We start from the raw sequence: 16,692 nt of genomic DNA, 5'->3' as shown, positions 1-16,692 counted from the left end.
CAACGATCCAGAGAAGATCATGACCATTCCGAACGCCATTCCGATCACGCCCGAACTCGTCGCCGCCCACGGTCTCAAGCCCGAGGAATACGACCGGATTCTGGAGCTGATCGGACGCGAGCCGACATTCACCGAGCTCGGCATCTTCTCCGCAATGTGGAACGAACACTGCTCGTACAAGTCCTCGAAGAAGTGGCTGAAAACCCTGCCGACCAAGGGACCCCGCGTGCTGCAGGGCCCCGGCGAGAACGCCGGCGTCGTCGATATCGATGACGGCGATTGCGTCGTCTTCAAGATGGAAAGCCACAACCACCCCTCCTTCATCGAACCCTATCAGGGCGCCGCGACGGGTGTCGGCGGCATCCTGCGCGACGTCTTCACCATGGGTGCCCGCCCGGTCGCGGCGATGAACGCGCTTCGCTTCGGCGCACCGGATCATCCGAAGACCCGCCATCTCGTCGCCGGCGTCGTTGCGGGGGTCGGCGGCTACGGCAATTCCTTCGGCGTGCCGACGGTGGGCGGCGAAGTCGAATTCGACGCCCGCTACAATGGCAACATCCTCGTCAATGCCTTCGCCGCAGGACTGGCCAAGTCGAACGCCATCTTCCTCTCGCAGGCCAAGGGCGTCGGCCTGCCGGTCGTCTACCTCGGCGCCAAGACCGGTCGCGACGGCGTCGGCGGCGCGACGATGGCGTCGGCGGAATTCGATGAATCGATCGAGGAGAAGCGCCCGACCGTCCAGGTCGGCGACCCCTTCACCGAAAAGTGCCTGCTCGAGGCCTGCCTCGAGCTCATGCAGACCGGTGCGGTCATCGCCATCCAGGACATGGGCGCCGCCGGCCTCACCTGCTCCGCCGTCGAGATGGGTGCCAAGGGCGACCTCGGCATCGAGCTCGACCTCGACAAGGTGCCGGTCCGCGAAGAGCGCATGACCGCCTACGAAATGATGCTCTCGGAAAGCCAGGAGCGCATGCTCATGGTCCTCAGCCCGGAAAAGGAGCAGGAGGCCGAGGCGATCTTCCACAAGTGGGGTCTCGACTTCGCAATCGTCGGCAAGACCACCGACGACCTGCGCTTCCGCGTCCTGCACGAGGGCGAGGAAGTGGCGAACCTGCCGATCAAGGAGCTCGGCGACGAGGCTCCGGAATACGACCGCCCGTGGATCGAGCCCAACAAGCCGGCTCCGCTCGCCGAAAACGACATTCCGCAGGCGGACATCGCAGACGCCCTTCTGAAGCTCGTCGGCTCGCCCAACAACTGCTCGCGCCGCTGGGTTTACGAGCAGTACGACACGCTGATCCAGGGCAACTCGCTGCAGCTTCCGGGCGGCGACGCCGGCGTCGTCCGCGTCGACACCCACCCGACCAAGGCGCTCGCCTTCTCCTCCGACGTGACGCCGCGTTACGTCGAAGCCGATCCGTTCGAAGGCGGCAAGCAGGCGGTGGCCGAGTGCTGGCGCAACATCACCGCGACCGGCGCCCTGCCGCTCGCTGCAACCGACAACCTGAATTTCGGCAATCCCGAGCGCCCGGAGACCATGGGCCAGTTCGTCTTCGCGATCAAAGGCATCGGCGAAGCCTGCAAGGCCCTCGACTTCCCGATCGTCTCCGGCAACGTCTCGCTCTACAACGAGACCAACGGCCAGGCGATCCTGCCGACCCCCACGATCGGCGGCGTCGGCCTGCTCAAGGACTGGTCGAAGATGGCCCGCATCCGCTTTGCCGCCCAGGGCGAGGCGATCCTGCTCGCCGGCGCACCTTCGAGCTGGGGAACGCATCTTGGCCAGTCGGTCTACCTGCGTGACATCCACGGCCGCACCGACGGCCCTGCCCCGCATGTCGACCTCGCCGAGGAGAAGAAAACGGGCGACTTCGTTCGTGGCCTGATCGAAGACGGACTGGCAACAGCCGTCCACGACTGCTCGTCGGGCGGGCTTGCTCTCGCCGTCGCCGAAATGGCGATGGCATCGGGGATCGGCGCCAGCGTCAACGCCCTCAACGACGCCGATCCGATCCCGGTCTTCTTCGGCGAAGACCAGGGCCGCTACGTCTTGACGGTCAAGGAAGAGGATGTTGACACCGTGCTCGTCCGCGCCGAAGCGGCCGGCGTTTTCTGCCCCTGGATCGGCAGAACCGGCGGCTCGACGGTCAAGCTCGGAGAGGCCCGTCCGGTCGCAATTGACCAATTGCGTTCGGCCCATGAATCGTGGTTCCCTGACTTCATGAGCGGAGAACTGGCCTGAGGCCGCCCGCAAGCAAGGAGTACCGATCATGGCTATGAAACCCGGCGACATCGAAGATCTCATCAAGGCTGGCATCCCCGGGGCCCGCGTCGTGATCCGTGACCTGGCCGGAGACGGCGATCACTATGCTGCAGAGGTTGTCGCGGAGGCGTTCCGCGGCAAGACGCGTGTGCAGCAGCACCAGATGGTCTATGACGCGCTGAAGGGCAACATGGGCGGCGTGCTTCATGCGCTCGCGCTGCAGACTTCGGTTCCCGAATAGGTCGACGGAAAGCCACGATCGTGAAGGGCGTCCTCGGCGAATTCATTGCGGCACTCGTCAGAAGCATCATATCGGGGCTCACGCGGCCGCGGCGGCGGCGGCGCTCGTACACGGGAGGCCGCAACACGTCGACACCGCGGCAGAAGCGCACCACACGCGAGGCGGGCAAGACGGCGCGCGCGGCGCGCCGGATCAACCGCCGCAGCCGATAGGACACACCTCTCATCCCGTTTCTGGCTTTTTTCAAATGGCGGCTGGAAATCTCGGCTCGCCATGTTATCTAAGCGAAAGACGAAGCAGCGGCACTTGAACCGCATGTGAGAGGATATTGCCATGAGCGGCATCAACGAATTCATCGACAACGAAGTGAAGAGCAACGACGTGGTTCTCTTCATGAAGGGTACCCCGCAGTTTCCGCAGTGCGGCTTCTCCGGTCAGGTGGTGCAGATCCTCGATTACGTCGGGGTCGACTACAAGGGCATCAACGTGCTCGCCGATGACGAGATCCGCCAGGGCATCAAGGACTACTCGAACTGGCCGACGATTCCCCAGCTCTACATCAAGGGCGAGTTCGTCGGTGGCTGCGACATCGTCCGCGAAATGTTCCAGTCGGGCGAACTGCAGAAGCATCTCGCCGACCAGGGCATCAGCGCCCGCGGCGCCGCCTGATTTTCCCACCCGCGGCCTTCGCCGCGGATGTCCATGACCTTCAACTTGCCAAGGCGCCGCCTCCCACGGCGCCTTCTCGCTGTTTTTCAGGAATGGATTCGATGAACAAACCATTGGAATCGCGCCCCTCGCTGCTCAAGGGCATGAGGCGGCCGGAATTCATCGCGCTGATGGCGTTCCTGATGGCGCTGAATGCACTGGCGATCGACATCATGCTGCCGGGGCTGCAACAGATCGGCAGCGCCCTCGACGTCACCAACGAGAACCACCGCCAGTACGTCGTCTCGGCCTACCTGATCGGCTTCGGCATCGCGCAGCTCTTCTACGGCCCGGTCGCCGACCGCTTCGGTCGCCGCAAGCCGATTCTGTTCGGCCTCGGCATCTATGTCCTCTCCTCGCTGGCCGTCACCCTGGTGCCGAGCTTCGGGGTCCTGCTTGCCCTCCGCTTCATCCAGGGGATCGGCTCAGCGGCGATGCGCGTTGTCACCATCTCGGTCGTGCGCGACGTCTATGGTGGTCGCCAGATGGCCGAGGTCATGTCGCTGATCATGATGGTCTTCATGGTGATCCCGGTCGTCGCCCCCGGCACCGGGCAGGTCATCATGCTGCTCGGCCCCTGGCAGTTGATCTTCGTCTTCATGGCGGTGGCGGCGGCGCTCGTCGGCTCTTGGATGTACATCCGCCTGCCGGAGACGCTTTCGCCGGCGGACGTTCGGCCGTTCACTGTCCGGTCGATCCTCGAAGGTTTCCGCATCGTGCTCACCGATCGCGTGGCGCTCTGCTATACGCTGGCGAGCACCTTCATCTTCGGCGCCCTCTTCGGCTTCATCAACTCGGCCCAGCAGATCTATGTCGGCATCTATCATCTCGGCACATGGTTCCCGGTCGCCTTCGCCGGCGTCGCGACCTTCATGGCACTGTCGTCCTTCGTGAATTCACGCCTCGTCGGACGCTTCGGCATGCGGCGGCTCTCGCACGCCTCGCTGGTCGGCTTCATCTCCATCACGTTCGTATGGCTGCTGGTGCAGGTCTTCGGGCCGCAGCCGATGCCCTTCCCGCTGTTCTTCCTGCTCTTCGCGCTGGCGATGTTCCAGTTCGGGTGGATCGGCTCGAACTTCAACTCGCTCGCCATGGAACCGCTCGGCCATGTCGCAGGCACGGCGTCCTCGGTGCTCGGCTTCATGGGAACGGTCGGCGGCTCGCTGATCGGCGCCGCGATCGGCCAGGCCTATGACGGGACGGCGCTACCGATGGTGGCCGGCTACTTCACCGTTTCGCTGATCGGCCTGGTCTTCGTGCTGGTCGCCGAAAAGGGACACTTGTTCCGACCGCAGAACGCCCCGCGCTGACAGAAAAGCCCGGTCTGACCGGGCTTTTCTGTCTCAGATGGTGAAGACCTTTTCCATGAGCTCCCGCCAGCTCTCCTCGTCGTTGGCGATCAGCAGGCCGCCGGTCGTGTGATGCGGAAGGTAAGGCGAGCCGTCGAATCGCGCCGCGTAGGCGCCCGCTTCCTGTGCGATCAGCGTACCGGCCAGATGGTCCCAGGGCATCAGCTTGTTATACATGGCGAAATCCATGTGCCCCTGGGCGAGCATGCGATATTCGTGGGCCGCGCAGCGATAGCTGGTGAAGAGACGCACGTCGGCGAGATTGACGAGCAGCTTGCGGCGGGTCTCGATATCGAAGAAGCCGGTGTTGGCGATCCCGATCATCTGCGAGAGCGGCTGCGACGGCCGCACGACCATCCGCTCCTGCGTGCCGTCTGTACGGCAGAGCCACGCGCCCGATCCCTTCTCCGCAATCGCCCAGTCGTTGCCGATCGGGTCGTAGATGATGCCGGCGACGGTCTCGCCTTCGGAGACGACGCTCAGCATCACGCCGAACAGCGGCAGGCCGGCGGCAAAGTTGAAGGTGCCGTCGATGGGATCGACGACGACGGCGAGATCGGCATCTCCGATCTTCCCGAGAAGGGCCGGATCGGCGGCGACAGACTCCTCACCGACGAAAAGAGCCTCGGGCAGCAGTTCCGCCACGCGATCGCGGATCAGCCGCTCGGCCGCCTCGTCGGCCTCGGTGACGAGATCGATCGCCTCGGTCTTCATCCGGATGTCGCCGTCGCCGAGATTGCGGAAGCGGGGCAGGACCTCGGCATACGCCGCCTCCTGAAGCACGTTGGCGAGCGCAGCAATGTCGAGATCGGCCATGGTCATTCGTCCTTTGTCGGCGAGAGGGAGGAGAAGTCGAAGAGCTTCGGATCGAGCAGATGCGACGGATCGACATGGGCGAGCGCCCGCAACATGGCGTCCTTGCGCCCCGGCATCTTCGCTTCGATACCGGCCAGCATTTCCTTCATCGCATTGCGCTGCAACCCGTCCTGGGAGCCGCAGAGATCGCAGGGGATGATCGGAAACTGCATGGCGGCGGCGAACCGCGCGAGATCCTCCTCCGCGGCATAGGCGAGCGGCCTGAGCACCATCAGGTCACCCTCGTCGTTCAGGAGCTTCGCGGGCATGGCCGACAACCGGCCGCCGTGGAAGAAGTTCATGAAGAAGGTCTCGAGGATATCCTCGCGGTGGTGGCCGAGCACCAGCGCCTCGCAGCCCTCCTCGCGGGCGATACGGTAGAGATTGCCGCGCCTCAGCCGTGAGCAGAGCGAGCAATAGGTGGCGCCTTGCGGCACCTTCTCCGTCACCACCGAATAGGTGTCGCGGTATTCGATCCGGTGCGGAACGCCGATCGATGAGAGATAGTCCGGCAGCACGTGCTTGGGAAAATTCGGCTGCCCCTGATCGAGATTGCAGGCGACGAGATCGACCGGCAGCAGGCCCCGCCATTTGAGGTCGAGAAGCAGCGCGAGCAGCCCGTAGCTGTCCTTGCCGCCGGAAAGCCCGACCAGCCAGCGCTTCTGCCCCTTCAGCATGTCGAAATCGGCAATCGCCTGCCGGACTTGGCGGATCAGCCGCTTGCGCAGCTTGTTGAAGCCGACCGAGCGCGGGGCGTTGGCAAAGACCGGATGGGCGGAAACCGCGTCCGCAACTTCGGGATCATCGCCGGCATCGGTGTCGAATTGCTCGGCGGACGTCGAAAATGTCATCGTCTGACTCCGGGACGACCTGGATGGCTCGCACTGGCAATGCCCGCTTGGGAAGCGAAGATCAAGCCCCGAATACCGACCAGCCGGTGCGCGAGGCGAGCATTTCGAGCGCGACGGTGCCGAGTGCGGAGTTTCCGACCTTGTTCAGCCCCGGCGACCAGACGGCGATCGAAGCCTTGCCCGGCGCGATCGCCATGATGCCGCCGCCCACACCGCTCTTGCCCGGCAGGCCGACATGGAAGGCGAAATCGCCCGAGCCGTCGTAGTGGCCGCAGGTGAGCATCAGCGCGTTGATACGCCGCGCCCGCTTTTCCGTCACCACCGAATAGCCGCCGATCGGGTCAGCACCGCGCGCCGCCAGAAAGAGCCCGGCCCGCGACAATTGCCGGCAGGTCATCGCAAGCGCGCATTGGTGAAAGTAAACTCCGAGAACATGATCAACATCATGCTGGAGATTATTGAACGAGCGCATGAAGTTGGCGAGGGCGTAGTTGCGGTAACCCGTCGCCGTTTCGGACTGCGCCACCGCCTTGTCGATGGTGATCGTGTCGTCGTCGGCGAGCGAACGCACGAAACGCAGGAATTCACCGATCGCCTCCTTTGGCTTGTAGCCGGCGAGAACGAGATCACAGACGACGATGGCGCCGGCGTTGATAAAGGGGTTGCGCGGAATGCCGTGCTCATGCTCGAGCTGGACGATGGAGTTGAACGCCGTGCCCGACGGCTCTCGCCCGACCCGGCGCCAGATCGCTTCGCCGACCTTGCCGAGCGCAAGCGTCAGCATGAAGACCTTGGAAATGCTCTGGATGGAGAAGGGCACCGCGGCATCGCCGGCGGCGTAGACCTTGCCGTCGACCGTGGTCACCGCAATTCCGAACTGGTTCGGGTCCACCTTGGCAAGCTGCGGAATATAGTCCGCCACCTTGCCCTCGCCCCGCCGTTCCGCGAGCTCTGCAACAATGTCGTCGAGAAGCGTCTGAAGATCCATGAGACAGTCCCTCTAACAAAAAAGCCGCCCCGAGGGACGGCTTTCCTGAATTCCAGATAGCACGCAATTAACGCGAATAGAATTCGACGACCAGCTGCGGTTCCATGACGACCGGGTACGGAACGTCGGAGAGCGTCGGAACGCGGGCGAACGTCGCGACCATCTTGTTGTGGTCGACTTCGATGTAGTCCGGAACGTCACGCTCGGCGAGCTGGACCGATTCCAGAACCGTAACCAGCTGCTTGGACTTCTGGCGAACTTCGATGACGTCGCCGGCCTTGCAACGGTAGGAACCGATGTTGACGCGAACGCCGTTGACGGTGACGTGGCCGTGGTTGACGAACTGGCGGGCAGCCCAGACGGTCGGCACGAACTTGGCGCGATAGACGATGGCGTCGAGGCGCGATTCCAAGAGGCCGATCAGGTTTTCTCCGGTGTCGCCCTTGCGGCGGTTGGCTTCTTCGTAGATCGCGCGGAACTGCTTCTCGCGGATGTCGCCGTAGTAGCCCTTCAGCTTCTGCTTGGCGCGCAGCTGCACGCCGAAGTCGGAGAGCTTGCCCTTGCGGCGCTGGCCGTGCTGGCCCGGGCCGTATTCGCGGCGGTTGACCGGGGACTTCGGACGGCCCCAGATGTTCTCGCCCATGCGGCGGTCAATTTTGTACTTGGATGATGCGCGCTTGCTCATCGTATTTCCTTTCAACGTCTTCTTATGCGGCACCTTCCGGCCCCGCTCTGTTAGGAAACACGCCCTCCTCTGGATTGCCTTTCGGCTTCTCCTGACAGGCGGCTCACGTCAGCAACGGAGCAGCCACGGGACATGTCAAATGAAACACCGGGCGTCGCCACCCGGTGCTGGCGCTGTCTTTAGGGGGAAGTCGCGGAATTGTCAACAAGCACCCTGCAAACGCGGCCGAGTTGGCGCGGCTCGACCTTTCCAGGACCATAGGAGCGCCATTAGAAAACCGCGTTCGTTTTTGTCGCCGGCCTCTTGAACGGCACCAGTCGGCTTCCCACTTCCATCCTCGGCACCGGGCCCCTCTGACGTGTATCGCCGGATCGACCGTGATGTCGGTGCTCTTCCAATCAACCTGATCCGGCATGGATTATGTCATGGATTTCCTATGGGTTGATTTCCAGGGCGCCGCCGTCTGGATGTGGCTCGCCTTCATTTCCGTCGTAATCGCTCTGCTCGCCCTCGACCTCGGCGTTCTTCACAGGAAGAGCCACGAAATCGGCATCAGGGAGAGCCTCCTGATGACCGGCTTCTACATGACGCTCGGCATTCTCTTTGCCGGTTTCGTTTGGAGCCAATTCGGCCAGCAGGCAAGCGTCGAATACCTGACCGGCTTCGTGATCGAAAAGAGCCTGGCGATGGACAACATCTTCGTCATCGCCATGATCTTCGGCTATTTCTCCATTCCGCGCGAATACCAGCACCGCGTCTTGCTTTACGGCATTCTGGGCGTGATCGTGCTGCGCGGCATCATGATCGGCGCCGGTGCTGCCGTCGTCGAAAACTATGGCTGGGTTCTCTACCTCTTCGCCGCCTTCCTGATCATCACGGGCGTCAAGATGATGTTTTCAAGCAGCGAGCCCTATGACGTAGAGAACAACCCGGTTCTGAAGATACTGCGTAAGCACCTGCCGATCACCGACCGGCTGCATGGCGAGAAATTCTTCGCCCGCGAAAATGACCCGAAGACGGGCAGGCTGAAGACCTATCTGACGCCGCTGATGCTGGCGCTGATCCTGATCGAGTTCGCCGACCTCGTCTTCGCCGTCGATTCGATCCCGGCGATCTTCGCGATCACCACCGATCCGTTCATCGTCTACACGTCGAACATCTTCGCGATCCTCGGCCTGCGGGCGCTCTACTTTGCGCTTGCCGCCCTCATCCACCGCTTCGCCTATCTCAAGTATGCGCTCTCGGTGGTGCTCATCTTCATCGGCTCGAAGATCTTCGTCGCCGACATGCTGGGCCTTGCCAAAATCCCGCCGCTGGTTTCGCTGGGCGTCACCGTCGCGATCCTCGCTGCCGGCATTCTCGGGTCCCTGTGGGCAACCCGCGACAGGCCGGCAGCAACCAAGCCCGCCGAGTAAGCGGCCCCTCTCGACCAACCGCCGCGCCGGAGCCTCCGGCGCGGTCTTCTTTTCCGGGGAACCGGCATTCCCGCGGCATGAATGGCACGCTAAGTTCGCCCTCACGTCCCAGCCAGAATCAATCGGATATCCACCTATGTCCCTTCCCAATGACACCGTTCTTGACCGCTTTCTCCGCTATGTCGTGATCGACACGCAATCGGACCCGACCTCGCACACGCAACCTTCGACGGAAAAGCAGAAGAATCTCGGCCGCCTCCTCGAGCGGGAACTGAAGGCGCTCGGCCTCGAAGACGCTCATCTCGACCAGCACGGCAATGTCTATGCGACGATCCCGGCCAATACAAACAAGGATGTGCCGGCGATCTGCTTCTGCTCACATATGGATACGGCCCCGGATTTCTCCGGCACCGGTGTCAAACCGCAGATTGTGAAGAACTACCAGGGCGGCGACATCCGGCTCGTCGGCGACACGAACCAGATCATCCGCGTTGCGGAGCATCCGGACCTGAAGGACCAGATCGGCCACGACATCGTCACCACCGACGGCACGACGCTGCTCGGCGCCGACGACAAGGCGGGCGTCGCCGAAATCATGTCGGCTGCACAGTTCCTCGTCCGAAATCCGGAGATACCGCACGGGCCGGTCAAGATCCTCTTCACCACCGACGAGGAGATCGGCCGCGGCGCCGACAAGGTGGACTTGGAAAAGCTCGGCGCGAAGTTCGGCTACACGATGGACGGCTCGACCGTCGGTGAGATCGAGAACGAGACCTTCTCGGCCGACGGCGTGACCATCACGGTCAAGGGCGTCGCGATCCATCCCGGCACCGCCAAGGGCAAGATGGAGAACGCCATCAAGATCGCCGCCGACATCGTTGCCCGCCTGCCGAAAGACCAGGCGCCGGAGACGACCGAAGAGCGGCAGGGCTTCATCCATCCGGTCGGAGTCAACGCCTCGATGGAGGGCGCAGAACTGGGTTTCATCATCCGCGATTTCGAGGAAAAGGGCCTCGCCGAAAAGGAGACGCTTCTGAAGGCGATCACCGAGGAGGTCATGGCAAGCTATCCGGGCTCCACCTTCACCTTCACGGTCAAGGAACAGTACCGCAACATGAAGATCGTCCTCGACCGCCATCCGGAGGTGATGGAAAACCTGCTGGAAGCGACCCGCCGCGTCGGGCTCGAGCCGAAGGTCACCAGCATCCGTGGCGGCACCGACGGTTCACGCCTTTCCTTCATGGGCCTGCCCTGCCCCAATATCTACACCGGCGGCCATGCCTATCATTCGCCGCTCGAATGGGTGAGCGTGCAGGATATGGAAACAGCGGTGAAGACGATCGTGGAACTGGTGAAGGTCTGGGAAGAGCGGGCCTGAGGGCCCGGAAGCTCCCAAGCCGGAAGAAGAGTAGGAGCTACTCCGCCGCGAAATGATCCGTCGGCGCCGGCTGGTCGTCCGCCGCATCGGCGCTTCCGGGCGCCGTTTCCGCCTCGAGCTCCGGGAAGGCGACGATGCGCTTGCCGGAAAAATCGGTGTGGACGACAACGAGCCCCTGCTCCTCGAAATAGCCGAGGAGCCTGCGGGCACGCCGCGCCGAATGGGTGCCGTAGGCCCGCGCGATCCTCAGGTCCGACGGACAGGCTTCCTTCCGGATCGCCGCCTTCGCCATCATCAGGAAGACGCCCTGCAGATCGTCTGAAACACCTTCCGCCAGCGAAAGCGCCGTCTTCCAGGCGTCGGAGGACGCCGTTTCCGCGTCAACGCCCGAGCGTACGACGGCGACCCGGCGGCGGAATTCGCCCATCGCCATCGGCGGACCGCCGATCCGGCGCATGCGGGCGCGGACGAGGAACTCCTGATAGAGGACGGAATCGGTTCGGTAGGCGGCCTGCGGATCATCAAGGATTTCGGCGAGTACAGCAGAGAGGCGCTCCTCCCGCTCCTCGGGCGACATTTCCAGAGTGCCGGGACGGGTTTCAGTCGCGACCGGGGTGGAGGCTGCAGGCGCCGCGCGCGACAGCTCGGCCAGAATATCCGTCGTCGGGCGCGGCTGTGGCGGCGCACGGCGGACGATCGGGCGGGCGAGTTCCTCCGGGTCCGGCGTGAAGATCAGGTCTTCGACGTCCTGCGGCGCCTCCGGCAGCGGCATCAGCTTGGGGCTGGAGGAACGCGCGGAAGTCTCGACCGATCCGATGACGATCGGCAGCGGCCGGCGCGACATCGCCGGGCCGAGGGCGACGAAGTTGCCGCGCTTCAGGTCGCGAAACATCTCCGCCTGCCGGCGGTCCATGCCAAGCAGGTCGGCGGCTCGTGCCATGTCGATATCGAGGAAGGTGCGCCCCATCAGGAAATTCGAGGCTTCGGCCGCGACGTTCTTCGCAAGCTTCGCAAGGCGCTGCGTGGCGATCACCCCGGCGAGGCCGCGCTTACGCCCGCGGCACATCAGGTTGGTCATGGCGCCGAGCGACATGCGCCGCGCATCCTCCGAGACGTCACCGCCCATGGAGGGCGCAAACATCTGCGCCTCGTCGACGACGACGAGCACCGGATACCAGAACTCGCGGTCCGCATCGAACATGCCGTTGAGGAAGGCGGCGGCCGCGCGCATCTGCTGCTCGATCTCCAGCCCCTCCAGCGTCAGCACGCAGGAAACGCGATGGCGGCGGATACGGTCGGCAATGCCGGCAAGCTCGGCTTCGGTGCGCTCCCCGTCGACGACGAGATGACCGTACTTGTCCGACAGCGTGACGAAATCGCCTTCCGGGTCGATGACGACCTGCTGCACCCACTGCGCCGACTGTTCCAGCAGGCGCCGCAAGAGATGCGACTTGCCGGAACCGGAATTGCCCTGCACCAAGAGACGGGTAGCGAGCAGCTCCTCGATATCGAGCTTGGCCGGCTGGCCGCCAGCCAACGTCCCCATGTCGATTCCGACCTGCAAGTGCCCTACCTCTCGTTTCGAATCAAAAGCCCGGCCTTTCCGGCCCGGCGCGCGTCCCGCCTACCTATCAAAGACCTCGGCGCATTTCGCCATTTCAATTGCAGAAACCCACAGGGAATGGAGGGCCGGCCTGTCAGGGCGAAGGCGCTCCTCGCCCTGACCGCGCGCGGGTGATCAGATCTCGCCCTGGTCCGCCGGCGAGACCAGCAGCTTGTCGATGCGCCGGCCGTCGAGGTCGATCACCTCGAAGCGCCAGCCGTCGGCGATGAAGCTCTCGCCGAGCTCGGGGATGTGCTTCAGCACGTCGATGACGAACCCGGCAACCGTCGTATAGTCCGGGTCTTCCTCCACGCGGACGCGCACATGATCGACGAATTCGTCGATCGGCATCCAGCCGGAAACGAGGAAGGAACCGTCGTCGCGCTTGACGATCGCGCGTTCCTCGGTTTCGTCCTCCAGGAAAGCGCCCATGATCGCCTCCAGGATGTCGCCCGAGGTGATGATGCCTTCGAAATGGCCGTTCTCGTCGTAGACCAGAACCATGTGAGGCGCCGCCTTGCGCATCGCCGCGATGATGTCGATTGCGCTCGAGAAATCGGAGACGATCGGCACTTGGGTGATGATCGAACGCAGGTCGAAATCCTCGCCTTCGGCGATCACGGCGTTGTAGAAATCCTTGACGAAGAGAACGCCGATGATCTCGTCCGACGTGCCGTCGCGCACCGGCAGGCGCGAATGCTGGGTGTGGCGAAGATGTTCGCGGATTTCCTCGATGCTGTCTTCGAGGTCGAGGACCTCGACGTCGCGGCGTGGCGTCATCAGCCCGCGCGCGGTCCGGTCGGCGAGGCGCATGACACCGGAGATCATCGCCGATTCCTCGGTTTCGATGACACCGGCGCTCTGGGCCTCGGCGAGAACCGACTTGATCTCCTCGTCGGTCACGGTGCCGGCGGCCATTTCCTTCTGGCCGAGCAGGCTCAGAACCAGCCGGCCGGAATTGTCGAGCAGCCAGACGAGCGGCGCCGAAACCTTGGAAAGCACCAGCATCGGGCGGGCGATCCGCGCGGCCATCATTTCGGGATTGTGAAGGGCGATCTGCTTCGGCACGAGTTCGCCGACGATCAGCGACAGATAAGTGATGAGGACGACGACCGAACCGACGCCGATGGCGTCCGAAAAGGCCGGCGACACACCCTGCGACAAGAGCCAGCCTGCAAGCCGGTTGCCGAGCGTCGCGCCCGAAAAGGCACCGGACAGCACCCCGACCAGCGTGATTCCGATCTGCACAGTCGACAGGAAGCGACCCGGTTCCTCGGCCAGCCGTATGGCGACGGTCGCGCCGTGATTGCCTTGTTCGGAGAGCACCTTGAGCCGCGCGGGGCGGGAGGAAACGACCGCCATTTCCGACATTGCGAGGACGCCGTTCAGGACGGTGAGCAAAATCACGATGATGATTTCTATGGCCAAGGCAGTTCGAGAGCTCCGTTGATCGACGCACCGCGAGGGCGCATCAGCGAACCACTAGCATACATTGAAGACGCTTTTCAAAATACCGTAGGAAAATTGAGCCTTTCCGAAGAAGGGCAAATGCGGTGAAGGGGAAAAAATTCCCTCAGCAGGTCCTGAGACCGAAACCCTGCATGAGCCGCCGGGTGGAGAAATCGGGATTGCCGGAGGTGAATACGGCAAAATCATACTGTTCCGGGTGTTCCGCATCGAGCGCCGGCGGCACCAGACGTCGCGCCTGCCGCGCGATTGCTTCCGCCGGATCCAGCCAGTCGACGGGCCAGGGCGCAAGGCGACGGAAGATGTTTGCAAGGAACGGATAGTGCGTGCAGGCGAGCACGACGATGTCGGTGCGCCGACCGTCCAGCTCGACGAAGCACGGCATGATCTCCGAGAGCACGAGTTCGTCGGAGATCGATTCGCCACGAATATAGGCTTCCGCCATGCCGGCAAGGTTCTGCGAGCCGACGAGCCGGACGTGGCACTGGCCGGCGAAGGACTGGATCAGGTCACGGGTATAGGCGCGCTTGACGGTCCCCGGCGTCGCGAGCACGGAAACGAGGCCGGAGCGGGTGCGCTCCGCCGCCGGCTTGATCGCCGGCACCGTGCCGACGAAACGCATGTCGGGAAAGCGGGCGCGAAGATCGGCGCCGGCGAGCGTGAAGGCGGTATTGCAGGCGACGATCACCGCCTCCGGCTCATAGGTTTCGATGAGTTCGGCCATCAGGTCGAGGATGCGCGACTTCAGCGGCCCCTCCTCCCATGCGCCATAGGGAAAACCGGCATCGTCGGCGACATAGACGAAGCCCCTTTCGGGCATCAGCACGCGCGCCTCGCGCAGCACGGTTAGCCCGCCAATACCGGAATCGAAGACCAGTACGGGTTTCAGATCAGTCCGTGTCGCCGCCATCGTCGCTTGTGTCCCCAGCCGTTTCCCGCCATCCGCCGCGCGGGTTCTGGCGGCTGTAACGGTCGAATGTGGCGAAAACCCCGCGCAGCACGCTGATTTCCGGCTCCGTGAAGGCGCGCCGCGACAGCACGGCCCGCAGGTTCTCCACCATGCGCGGCTTTTTGCCTGCCGGGCGGAAATAGCCCCGCGCGTCCAGCGCCTCCTCGACCTGATCGAACAGGCCGAAAAGCTGCTCCTTGGTCGCGGGCCGTTGTTCGACCGCCTGGAAGCGCGTCTCCGACACATCCTCCATGCCGGACTTCATCCACTCGTAGGACATCAGCAATACGGCCTGGGCGATGTTCAGAGAGGCGAAGGCTGGATTGACCGGGAAGGTCACCACTTCGTCAGCCAGCGCCACTTCTTCGTTGGTAAGGCCCCAGCGCTCGCGGCCAAACAGGATGCCGGTCTTCTCGCCCGCCCCGAATTTCGTCCTGAGCGTTGCGGCAGCATCCATGGGCGCACGCACCGGCTTGAAGCCGTCGCGCTCGCGTGCCGTGGTCGCATAGACGAAATTGAGGTCGGCGACGGCCTCCTCCAGCGTATCGAACACGCACGTCGCATCGATCACGTGGTCGGCCTTCGATGCCGCCGAACGCGCCTTCTCGCTCGGCCAGCCGTCACGCGGCTTGACGAGGCGCAGTTCGGAGAGGCCGAAGTTCGCCATCGCGCGCGCCACCATGCCGATGTTCTCGCCGAGTTGCGGCTCGACCAGAACGATCGCCGGACCCTCCGCCAAAAGTTCGCGCTCGCTGTTGGTGCCTGCCATCTCGTACCCTTCCAAGGAATTCGGCGTTTCCTTGGCACAAAATCGGGCGGAGGCAAAGACCGTGGCTATTCGGGAGAGAACCGGCTCGTCAGCATGTCGTCGACATACCGCTTGGCAAGCGCCGCGAACTTCGCCTTGACCGAGGTTTCGAGCCGGCCGCCGTCGTAGTCGCTGTTCCAGAAGTTGTCGATGACGTAGCGGCCGTTCTCCGAGACGACGTGGACGGTCAGGGACGGCTGATCGAGGTGCGGATCGTTCCCCCAGCAGGACGAGACGTCGAAATAGACGTCGACCGGCGTCACCTTGTCCTTCGCCGGTCGGGGAACGATCTTCAGGTCCTTCATTTCGCAAGGGTCCTGGCTGACGACGACTTCGTCCTGACCGGTCATTTCCCCTTGCAGATCGAGCAACTGGTCGCCGAGCACCGCCATGCGGTAGACCTGGGCGAAGCTCGCGCTGTAGATCGACGTCAGGAGAACCTCGTCGAAATAGTCACTCGCCTCGCTGTTGCCTTCGATGCCGTCCGCGACCGCCATCAGCGCCGCGACAGGATCCTGCGGTTCGTTTGCGAAGGCGCTGGCCACGCTCGCAACGAGGAGGGTTGCAGTAAGAACGACGGCCTTTCTCATTTCGCCAGCTCCCGGAGCTCGACGCGCAGCGGCACGTCGTTCGCGAAATGGATGTCGTCGATCACGAAGTGCTTTTCATCCACTTCATCGCCCTCCTCCACGAGGCGATAGGTCACCTGCGTGACCTCTTCCTTGGTCTCGGCGTCGCCCTCGTAGCACCAGCTGCGCTTGAAGCGGACAAGCACCTCGGTGACGGCACCCTTCGTCTCCGGCTTGCCGTAGGTGACGTCCTTGGGCGCGCAACCGTCCTGACCGCCGATCACCGGATCCCAGTCGATCAGGACCTGGCTGCCTCCTTCCTTCTGCTTGAGAAGGGCAGTGGTGAAGTCGCGAACGAAGCCGTCGCTGAAATACATGAGCAGCATGCCCGGCGCGAAATAGTCGGCATAGACCGCGTTCGGGCCGGGCTCGACGGCGGCGTTGCTGGCAGCCATATCCATCAGCACCTTGACCGGCTCGTCGGCGTCGGCGGCGAATGCCCCGCCGGCGAGCAACGAGATGCATGTGGCAACAATAATCTTCTTCATTTCCATGTCTCCCTG

16 protein-coding genes are annotated in these 16,692 nt (G+C 63.5%); 6 read left to right on the top strand and 10 right to left on the bottom strand.

What is annotated here, in order from left to right:
• The first annotated feature begins 19 nt into the window (after positions 1 to 19).
• The 4 genes from purL to DFR48_RS02850 all read left to right on the top strand — a co-directional run bounded on the left by purL (position 20) and on the right by DFR48_RS02850 (position 4,522).
• Positions 20 to 2,242 (top strand): phosphoribosylformylglycinamidine synthase subunit PurL, encoded by a 2,223-nt coding sequence (purL, locus tag DFR48_RS02870; RefSeq protein ID WP_114361607.1) that lies wholly within the window; start codon positions 20 to 22, stop codon positions 2,240 to 2,242.
• A gap of 28 nt (positions 2,243 to 2,270) precedes the next feature.
• Positions 2,271 to 2,504, top strand: coding sequence for a BolA/IbaG family iron-sulfur metabolism protein (locus DFR48_RS02865; protein ID WP_112685033.1), 234 nt, complete (start codon positions 2,271 to 2,273; stop codon positions 2,502 to 2,504).
• 333 nt (positions 2,505 to 2,837) lie between these two features.
• The gene (grxD, locus tag DFR48_RS02855) at positions 2,838 to 3,173 is read left to right on the top strand and encodes a Grx4 family monothiol glutaredoxin (protein ID WP_112685037.1); all 336 of its coding nucleotides are present in this window, start codon (positions 2,838 to 2,840) and stop codon (positions 3,171 to 3,173) included.
• Positions 3,174 to 3,316: 143 nt separating this feature from the next.
• Positions 3,317 to 4,522, top strand: a complete 1,206-nt coding sequence (locus DFR48_RS02850; RefSeq protein WP_114361835.1) for a multidrug effflux MFS transporter — start codon at positions 3,317 to 3,319, stop codon at positions 4,520 to 4,522.
• 33 nt (positions 4,523 to 4,555) lie between these two features.
• Here DFR48_RS02850 and DFR48_RS02845 read toward each other — a convergent pair whose 3' ends face one another.
• The 4 genes from DFR48_RS02845 to rpsD form a co-directional block, all read right to left on the bottom strand.
• Positions 4,556 to 5,377, bottom strand: coding sequence for an inositol monophosphatase family protein (locus tag DFR48_RS02845; RefSeq protein WP_114361605.1), 822 nt, complete (start codon positions 5,375 to 5,377; stop codon positions 4,556 to 4,558).
• Between the two features lie 2 nt (positions 5,378 to 5,379).
• Positions 5,380 to 6,267 carry a tRNA 2-thiocytidine(32) synthetase TtcA gene (gene ttcA, locus DFR48_RS02840; RefSeq protein ID WP_114361604.1) on the bottom strand — a complete coding sequence of 296 codons (888 nt, stop codon included), beginning with the start codon at positions 6,265 to 6,267 and terminating at the stop codon, positions 5,380 to 5,382.
• Positions 6,268 to 6,328: 61 nt separating this feature from the next.
• Positions 6,329 to 7,255, bottom strand: a complete 927-nt coding sequence (locus tag DFR48_RS02835; protein ID WP_114361603.1) for a glutaminase — start codon at positions 7,253 to 7,255, stop codon at positions 6,329 to 6,331.
• A 67-nt stretch (positions 7,256 to 7,322) separates the two neighbouring features.
• Complete coding sequence (gene rpsD, locus DFR48_RS02830; protein WP_114361602.1) at positions 7,323 to 7,940, bottom strand: 30S ribosomal protein S4; 618 nt, start codon at positions 7,938 to 7,940, stop codon at positions 7,323 to 7,325.
• Positions 7,941 to 8,365: 425 nt separating this feature from the next.
• Between rpsD and DFR48_RS02825 the strand changes: the two genes are divergently transcribed.
• Positions 8,366 to 9,355 (top strand): TerC family protein, encoded by a 990-nt coding sequence (locus DFR48_RS02825; RefSeq protein WP_114361601.1) that lies wholly within the window; start codon positions 8,366 to 8,368, stop codon positions 9,353 to 9,355.
• Positions 9,356 to 9,491: 136 nt separating this feature from the next.
• Positions 9,492 to 10,733, top strand: a complete 1,242-nt coding sequence (pepT, locus tag DFR48_RS02820; RefSeq protein WP_114361600.1) for a peptidase T — start codon at positions 9,492 to 9,494, stop codon at positions 10,731 to 10,733.
• 37 nt (positions 10,734 to 10,770) lie between these two features.
• On the opposite strand, the gene DFR48_RS02815 is transcribed toward pepT, so the two are convergent.
• The 6 genes from DFR48_RS02815 to DFR48_RS02790 all read right to left on the bottom strand — a co-directional run bounded on the left by DFR48_RS02815 (position 10,771) and on the right by DFR48_RS02790 (position 16,677).
• Positions 10,771 to 12,297 (bottom strand): helicase HerA domain-containing protein, encoded by a 1,527-nt coding sequence (locus tag DFR48_RS02815; protein WP_114361599.1) that lies wholly within the window; start codon positions 12,295 to 12,297, stop codon positions 10,771 to 10,773.
• A 174-nt stretch (positions 12,298 to 12,471) separates the two neighbouring features.
• Positions 12,472 to 13,764, bottom strand: a complete 1,293-nt coding sequence (locus DFR48_RS02810) for a hemolysin family protein (RefSeq protein ID WP_114361598.1) — start codon at positions 13,762 to 13,764, stop codon at positions 12,472 to 12,474.
• Between the two features lie 145 nt (positions 13,765 to 13,909).
• The gene (gene murI / locus DFR48_RS02805; RefSeq protein ID WP_114361597.1) at positions 13,910 to 14,713 is read right to left on the bottom strand and encodes a glutamate racemase; all 804 of its coding nucleotides are present in this window, start codon (positions 14,711 to 14,713) and stop codon (positions 13,910 to 13,912) included.
• Positions 14,694 to 15,521: an RNA methyltransferase gene (locus DFR48_RS02800; protein ID WP_114361596.1), complete on the bottom strand. Its 828-nt coding sequence runs from the start codon at positions 15,519 to 15,521 to the stop codon at positions 14,694 to 14,696. The genes murI and DFR48_RS02800 overlap by 20 nt, the downstream gene beginning before the upstream one ends.
• A gap of 65 nt (positions 15,522 to 15,586) precedes the next feature.
• Positions 15,587 to 16,150 (bottom strand): hypothetical protein, encoded by a 564-nt coding sequence (locus tag DFR48_RS02795; protein WP_114361595.1) that lies wholly within the window; start codon positions 16,148 to 16,150, stop codon positions 15,587 to 15,589.
• Complete coding sequence (locus DFR48_RS02790) at positions 16,147 to 16,677, bottom strand: hypothetical protein (RefSeq protein WP_114361594.1); 531 nt, start codon at positions 16,675 to 16,677, stop codon at positions 16,147 to 16,149. Before DFR48_RS02790 ends, DFR48_RS02795 begins: the two co-directional genes overlap by 4 nt.
• Between the last annotated feature and the right edge of the window lie 15 nt (positions 16,678 to 16,692).

The organism is Ciceribacter lividus (assembly GCF_003337715.1).
GTDB classification, from domain to species: Bacteria; Pseudomonadota; Alphaproteobacteria; order Rhizobiales; family Rhizobiaceae; genus Allorhizobium; species Allorhizobium lividum.
The sequence above is the reverse complement of the archived record's forward strand: the minus strand, read 5'-3'. Positions and strand labels throughout refer to the sequence as shown.